Annotated in this window: 5 protein-coding genes; all 5 read left to right on the top strand. The window is 46.9% G+C overall.

Going from position 1 to position 6474, the window contains the following annotated elements:
- A partial coding sequence (locus tag AB6D93_RS23315; protein WP_372159217.1) for an STY4526/YPO1902 family pathogenicity island replication protein occupies window positions 1-348 on the top strand: 348 nt, incomplete at its 5' end.
- Window positions 338-997 (top strand): PFL_4669 family integrating conjugative element protein, encoded by a 660-nt coding sequence (locus AB6D93_RS23320; protein ID WP_372050247.1) that lies wholly within the window; start codon window positions 338-340, stop codon window positions 995-997. The genes AB6D93_RS23315 and AB6D93_RS23320, both read left to right, overlap by 11 nt.
- A 19-nt stretch (window positions 998-1016) precedes the next feature.
- Window positions 1017-2132 carry a hypothetical protein gene (locus tag AB6D93_RS23325; protein ID WP_372159218.1) on the top strand — a complete coding sequence of 372 codons (1116 nt, stop codon included), beginning with the start codon at window positions 1017-1019 and terminating at the stop codon, window positions 2130-2132.
- Between the two features lie 851 nt (window positions 2133-2983).
- The gene (locus AB6D93_RS23330; protein WP_372050215.1) at window positions 2984-5629 is read left to right on the top strand and encodes a DUF2235 domain-containing protein; all 2646 of its coding nucleotides are present in this window, start codon (window positions 2984-2986) and stop codon (window positions 5627-5629) included.
- Window positions 5622-6206, top strand: a complete 585-nt coding sequence (locus tag AB6D93_RS23335; protein WP_102333118.1) for a hypothetical protein — start codon at window positions 5622-5624, stop codon at window positions 6204-6206. Before AB6D93_RS23330 ends, AB6D93_RS23335 begins: the two co-directional genes overlap by 8 nt.
- Window positions 6207-6474 lie beyond the last annotated feature (268 nt).

Genomic DNA, 6474 nt, shown 5'->3' on the forward strand with positions numbered 1-6474 from the left:
CTTGATATCACACCGTTGATGCAGGCGTTATTTTCTGATGCAGAGCCGCCAGAAGAGCATAAAACGTTTTTATTACATGGTGCGAACAACAAAATGATGATGCATTTTTTCGGGGTTCGAGCCGAAGAGTGCTGTGCCTTTCGAGATAAATTATCCATTGATAAATCATATCGAGGTCGAAGCATTTCCCATAAACAACACAGTGCCGTATGCAAAGCGCTGATGGAGCAAGGGGATTACCGCCAAATCAGTGCAGAGGCACTGTTGCAGATAGCGAGGACGTACCAAGTCAGTTTGGGCGCGTTATGGAAAGAACTAGAAAAGTGGGATAAAGAGCATGAGCAATAAAAAGAAGCAAAGCAACAAAATGGGTGGTTTGATGGCCAGCGCCGAGGTGCAATTGCACAGCGTCGAAACCGTCAAACTGTGGAATCCATCGAAACGGAGCAAGGCTCCCGGTGTTGGGTTGTTTTTTCAACGTCTCTCGACACTGGAGCATGCAGCGCGCCATGACGATCCCTATGCGGATTTTGCCTTGCTTGAAATCGAGCGTGCTATCAATGCGGCGTTTGCTCTGTGCCAATCCACGCTCGATGTGCTGCCTCAGCGTAACAGTTCTCGTATTTTGTATCATGAGACCTTGAGCCGCGCGCCGGTGAAAAAGTCGGTATCGGTCAAGACACGCTTTGGTTGGCGCCTGCTGGCGCTGTTAGAGCAATTTGATATTGCAATGGTACAGCTCTCAGATGCGCACTTTAAAGCGCAGATGGCCCGCAGTGAATTTGAACAACATCGCCTCGCGTGCTTGAAAGCCCTGCGTGGGATCATTTCAATGAGCGTCACCTTTCAGCATTCGGGGGTGACCCGACAAGATGTGACGGACAACAATGCGAAAGCGCAAGCCGCTCAGGCGAAGCTCGGCGCTATCCCTTTTGAAGTCCTTGAAGGGGTCGAGCGCGCGGAGTTTGCGCCTGTGATTAAGGTCTCTCATGGCTAAACGAACCGTGTTTCAGGGGGTGCCAGAGCCCCTAACGGCTAAGCCAAGCACGGTCTCTTTTGCTGTGGAGCAAGGCGCGCCTTATCACCCCGATGAAGCGTATCAAGTCTTGTCGGGCGAGAGACCCGCGCCAGAGGAAGAGCAAACGCTGCAAGATAAGGCTAACGAGCATGAAGCGCAGCGATATGCGCGCGAAAGCAAGCGTTCACGAAAGCGCTCTGAGCTCTTGGCCGAACTCGAAAAAGCCAAGCAAACCCCAATGGGGAAGGCCACCCAACCGCTCTCGGATTATGAAGCGGCTTTGGTTGCGTTTCATCATCGCCCTGAGTATGCGCTTGAGCGCTGGAAGAAAAGTGGCCAACCCCCTAAGATGCCGGCGGGCCTCGCCGATGTCTTTCGTGCGGTGTTAAAACACGGCGCTCGGGCTAATGGTGGACTCTACTACCAGTTGCAGCGTCAAGGCAGCACGGTGTTGTATCGTAAAGACGCGGCGCAAACCTTCGATCACTTAGTGCTCTATATGATTTGCAACACTTGTCTCAGCACGCGTTCGTTCTCATTGAGAGGCACACAGTCACAGATTGGCGAAGTGATTGGTAAAAGCCAATCCACGGTCTCTCGTTGGTTCTCCTTACTTATCAAGTGTGGGTTGCTTCGTCATGCCTTTATTGGGGATAACCTGGCGACCGACCCACGTGGCGGCCTGGTGCACGACAAAACAGATGGGCAAAAGCGCAATCTCAACAACGTTTATGTCTTAACGGATGACTTCGGGGTTTTAGTTGGCGGAGAGACTGCGGGAAAGAAACTTTACCAAGAATTTGAAGCGGAGGATAAGCTTGCGATTCAAGAGGGGGCAGGGAGCCTACCGGCGCGCTTGGCCATACTGCGTAATACCCTATGGGAAGGCACCATTGAACGTCGTAACCAGGCGATTGGGGCAGCCAGTACCAAACAGAAAGTTCAACAAACCAATGATCGCTCACGAGCGCTGAGCCTCGTTGTTAAAAAAATGCTCGATGAAGGGTTAGACAGAATACTGAGTAAGCAAGAGTTCGAGGTGACTGCGAATACCCGCCTTAAACATTTGGGCTTCTCTCCTACCGCTTCACCGCCCGAGACCATCGCGGCTTAATCTTCCTACTTTTTCATCTTTTTGCTTCTTCGAAGCGGCTTTCGTACACCCCTCTGCTTACCTAATTTGACATTCATCACACACTCTTAGCTTGTCTTAACCCTCATTTTTTCTCTTTTTTGCTTATCTTTGGTCTGCGGTGGATAAAATTCTCCCATGGGGAGTGTTTTGCCTGTTTTGTACGTTATCCACATAAAACGGATACTAACTATTGAGATATATAGATACTACGGCAGTGAAAAGTAGATACCCCATTTTATAACTTACATTCGATACTTTTCTTTCTATTACTAATTTTAAAAATCTGTGGATAGAGTGGATAAACCAAAGCGCCTTAAAGTCCCTCCCATTCTTCTCGTATCAAGTCTTTCGATCACCTCACCTACAGATATCACGATAAGAACGGGCCCCACTTCCACTTAGCATTCGGTAGCATGGCGATACACTCTGAGCACGCGTCACTATCACCGCCTTATCTTACTCGCTACGCTCGCGCATTCTGGCAAGGCGAGGGGCAAGATTTAAGCCATGGTGACTGACAGTGCGACCTTTTTTATGAAAAGCGCAGCGGTCAATATTTTTTCGCTTTGCTCATTCTGTATGTCGTCGCGCGCTCCTCCATGGCCTGATGGCGGTGAGTCAAGGTGGGGGGAATCTTCGAGTTGGTAATATAAGATGATAGGGTATCGTCTAATTCAGCGATAAGTCCCACATAAGTCGTTCAAGGCACCTTTGTGTCATTCCGTCATAATGACAGGGAATAACGGCACACACACACCCTATTATTCAGTAAGATACGTTTATTTATTCACCAATAATCAAACGTGTTTTTTGCAGAGGAATAGGGTGTCATGAGTATATCGGATATCAAAGTGGTCGAGTTTCATCAAAAGCAAGGTGGTCAGTCTGTCGTTGCCGATGAGCTAACAAGCTACTTGATTGACAGCGGTTCAATATCTAAATTTCATGATGCGCTGCCTGATGAGTTGCAACGAACACTTGCTCATTTAGTAGGCCAAAGCCGAAATGCTTATTTCAACGCCTTAAAGCTCCAATTGAAATCAGAACGGTGGGTGGCGGTGAGATCGTCGTCTGCGGTATCAGACTCTTCTTATAAAAGTGCGTACTACCCACCAGTGCAACCAGAGCCTAAACTCGCAAGCGTCCAAACCACCGTCAGTAATACAGAAGAAGACCAAAGACCGGATCTTGAATACGCTTTTGAGCTCTCTTGCTCTCAGTCGTCTTTTAAAGCCCATGTTGGATGGGATGTGGCGTTAGCTAAAACGAGTACGTCACCGATGCATTCTCGTTGGAACGAGCAAGAAAACGAGCACAGCACGCAATTGGTGGCCAGCATAAAAGAGGATGCGCCAAGGACGCTTGCATTGTCATCGAGAGGCACATCAGCCCCCCTTTTCATCCCTAACGTCTTAGCTAAGCCTAAAGGGACGAACTCACTCAATGAAGCCTTCCTCGCAGTGATGCCAGCTGTACAGTTTGGTGAACGACTAGGGCTTGCCACACAAGGGTATTATTACCACTTTAGTGAAGGCAAGCTCGTTCAAGAGTACAAAATCATCGGTAATGGTAATTGCCGGTTCTGCCTGACCTATTCGGATGAACTCACTCTTAGCGATGAGCTTCGTCCTACCGCTTGGCAAAGTGCGATACCGATTCAATGGCGTATCGATAATCAGGTATTGGACAACCAGCATTTACTCTATCTCCCTCGTAAGTTGACAAAAGATGAGTTTTCTTCGGTGGATCCAGCGTGGCTCAATGAGCAAGGACTTGCGTTGAATATTTCAGAACTTGTGGATGTAGGACAAGGTAAGGAAACCCCAAATGAACGATATCATGCCCCACTGAATTGCCATTACTCACACCCTGGCCGTTTATTACATGGGACAGAGATTGTCGCCATTAATAGTCCCAGTATCGTTGCCAAAGGTATACCGGTCGTCAACCTTCGGCCTGAAAAGCTCTTTCGCGTCGGCGTGTTTTTTGATGGCACGGGGGCCAACGACAAGAATGATGCTTACAAAGAATTGCGTGGTAATAAATCTCGCAGTAATGTGGCGCGTTTGTTTGCGGCTTATCCACAAATTCAAGGTAAATCAGCAAAAATTTATGTATCCGGTGTCGGCACTGTCGACATTGAAGACGACAGTCAGCGCCCTGCCATCATCGATGCAGCCAAAGATGAAACAGGTCCCGAGCAGGCGTTTGGAGTGAGTGCACCGCGTGCGTTTGATGGAGACTTTGCTGATGCTATTGCGGGTATTAGCGGCAAAGTCTTACTCAACTATGTGGACGGTGAAAATGGTGCATTTTACAAATGGCAGAGTTTACTTAATCAGTTGCGTAGAGAGATTGATCTAATGGGCGACAAGTATGATGAGTTTACTCACATCATTTTCGATGTTATCGGTTTTAGCCGAGGTGCGGCATTGTCTCGTCATTTTGTTAATGCCCTGTATCAGGGTTTACCCGATTACCATAGACCAGTCACAGGTAAGCAAGCGGATGTTACGATTTATCCTCATCTACTGGGTAATGAAACCAACAAAAAGTTTTCAGAAGAAGGTGGTTATGAACGCGATGATACGAAAGGCGTCAGTGTAAGGTTCTTGGGGTTATTTGATACCGTAGGGTCGTTTTACTTAGCGGGGAATAACGATGAAGGTAATTTTCAGTTGGGCCTAGAGCCGACCATGGCCACCACGGTCTTGCAGTTGGTTGCTGAGCATGAGTATCGGAAAAACTTCCCATTAACGTCACTGAGTCGTGATAATTGGTTACCCGATAATTTCTACCAAGAACACTTCCCTGGATGCCATACCGATGTGGGAGGCGGTTACCCTTCAATTGAGCAATATGAGAAAGAAGGACTTCCTGACTATGTGGGCTTTCCGGTGAGCAGTACCTACAACCGTAACGAGATAAAATCAGAAATCATTGATATCGTGCACGCTAATTTTGCATATCCAGGGGGAAGTTCAGATAAGGCTGCGATGATAGAGCGTACTCGCCAAGTTAAAGACGCTGAATGGAAAAAGACATGCCGACAACGGTTTGGCCATTACGGTGAGGTAAAAGAAAAAGACAACACGCTCTATTTTTATCACTTTAAACCCGTGAGTAATGCGATAGCAGGGCTAGCCCTCGAACGCATGAAGCAACAAGCTCAAAACGCAGGGATTGAGTGGATCGATCGGGCGTATGTTGAAAACCTAACTCCTGACTATGTCACCGATGCGCTCTGCCAGTCTTTATGGGATGAATTATCAACCAAGCCATTGGGGGAGTTAACCAGCGAAGATTGGAAGACTACGCTTCAACCAACGCTTATCTTTGACAACTATATCCACCGCTCTCATGATACGGTGATAAATCTCCCATATAAGACGGTCAAGGAAACGCTTATAAACAGCATTACAACCGATGAAAAAACAGAGAAAACACCAGAGCGGAGAATTTGGGACAATGCCTAAGTACGTAATAGCGACACTCCTCATTGCAATGGTCGCCTTGAGTGGCTGTCAAGAAGAGCAGCCATTAATAAAATCAACCATCGGTAACGCAGGAAGCCTTAGTGATTTCTATATTATGAGTGACGTGTCTATTCAAACTACAGGAGGCGGTTGGACCGGCTTTAGTTATGGAGCCGTCAATGGCTATCCTGGAGCCAGTGCCGACATCGGAAAAATGGGCGTCCCATCACACATCAAAGGGATGTGGAGTAAAGGCTGGAATTATGATGATGAACTAGTCTACTACCGTATTGATGCACCGATTGACGCTGAATTAGCCGAGAAGAAAATGCGTACTTTGCAGAATTACTATGAATATTACAAACCTACATATGGCTCAATGCAGGTGATCGTAGATGAAGAGCGTATCCAAGTCATGTACACGTTCGCTTGTGTATCTAGGACTCGAGATTGTGCGCCAGAGGAAGGAAGTGATCCTAATGGTTGGGTCGAAAGATCTCCGCAAAATGGGGTAACAGAAGTGGTTGTTTTGTTTGATGGTAAAGGTGAGTCTTCCCCAGTACCATTCGAAGACTAATTAATTTGAGTACGGCCTAAAATCTCAGTGCTATCAGCTAAGGGGCGTTGTTATTACAGCAGCCCTTTTTGCATGAAATTTTTGATAGGGTATTTTAGCTACAAATTTTTAGTCAAACATATTGACGAGATAGTTTCCATTAGTCAAAATACTTTACTAAAATAAGTACTTTGGTCAAACATTTTGACTAATAATTTCGGAGATATCTCATGGGTTTTGTACCAGACTATAAGCTCTCAGAACTCAGTAAAATGGCTGGGTTTGATAC

Source organism: Vibrio sp. 10N.247.310.23 (assembly GCF_041467155.1).
Lineage (GTDB): Bacteria > Pseudomonadota > Gammaproteobacteria > Enterobacterales > Vibrionaceae > Vibrio > Vibrio crassostreae_C.